Consider the following 1196-nt stretch of genomic DNA (forward strand, 5'->3'; position numbering starts at 1 on the left):
GGAAGGTGCGAATAAGCAGGTCATTTCTTCCCAAGCTGACTCGCTGATTAAAATTTCGCGGATCTGGGCCGATTTTTTTCCCGCAAACACATCGAATCAGCCTATTTAGGCTATTTTTTCCACCATTTCTGGCGTTATTTCCGGTTTTTACTGAGATCTCTCCCACTGACGTATCATTTGGTCCACCCGAAACAGGTTGGCCAGGGTGAATAACATCGCCAGTTGGTTATCGTTTTTCAGCAGCCCCTTGTATCTGGCTTTCACGAAGCCGAACTGCCGCTTGATGATGCGAAACGGGTGCTCCACCTTGGCACGGATGCTGGCTTTCATGTATTCGATGTTGATGGCCGTTTTGTTCTTGCGCGGATGCTGCTTCAAGGTTTTTACCTTGCCGGGACGCTCGGCGATCAGCCAGTCCACATCCACCTCGGCCAGCTCCTCGCGCTGTGGCGCTCCTTGGTAGCCGGCATCGGCTGAGACAAATTGCTCCTCTCCATGAAGCAGATTACCCAGCTGATTGAGGTCATGCTCGTTGGCCGCGGTGGTGACTAGGCTGTGGGTCAGGCCACTCTTGGCATCGACACCAATGTGGGCCTTCATGCCAAAGTGCCACTGATTGCCTTTCTTGGTCTGATGCATCTCCGGATCGCGTTGCTGCTCTTTGTTCTTGCTAGAGCTGGGTGCCTCAATGATGGTGGCATCCACCAAAGTGCCTTGGGTCATCATGACGCCTGCTTCGGCCAGCCAGCGATTGATGGTCTTGAACAATTGACGGGCCAGTTGATGCTGCTCGAGCAGGTGGCGGAAATTCATGATGGTGGTGCGATCCGGCAGGGCGCTATCCAGGGATAATCGGGCAAACAGGCGCATGGAGGCGATTTCGTACAGGGCATCTTCCATGGCACCGTCGCTCAGGTTGTACCAATGCTGCATGCAGTGAATACGCAGCATGGTCTCCAGCGGATAGGGCCGTCGGCCATTGCCCGCCTTGGGATAAAACGGCTCGATGACAGCGGTCATATTCTGCCATGGCAGAATCTGCTCCATGCGGGAGAGGAAAATCTCTTTTCGGGTCTGACGGCGCTTAGTGCTGAATTCACTATCGGCGAAGGTGAGTTAATGGCTCATGATGTCCCTCTGGGATGCGCTCCGGATGAATATGATGATCTCATATCAGGAACTTGTTCGCACCTTCC

General features: G+C 53.6%; 1 pseudogene. It reads right to left on the minus strand.

Annotated features, from left to right (window positions below):
* Positions 1-147 precede the first annotated feature (147 nt).
* Positions 148-1116: pseudogene (locus CHU32_RS27830) on the minus strand (IS5-like element ISKpn26 family transposase); the annotation flags it as partial.
* Positions 1117-1196: the final 80 nt, after the last annotated feature.

It is taken from the genome of Superficieibacter electus (genome assembly GCF_002915575.1).
Classification (GTDB): Bacteria; Pseudomonadota; Gammaproteobacteria; order Enterobacterales; family Enterobacteriaceae; genus Superficieibacter; species Superficieibacter electus.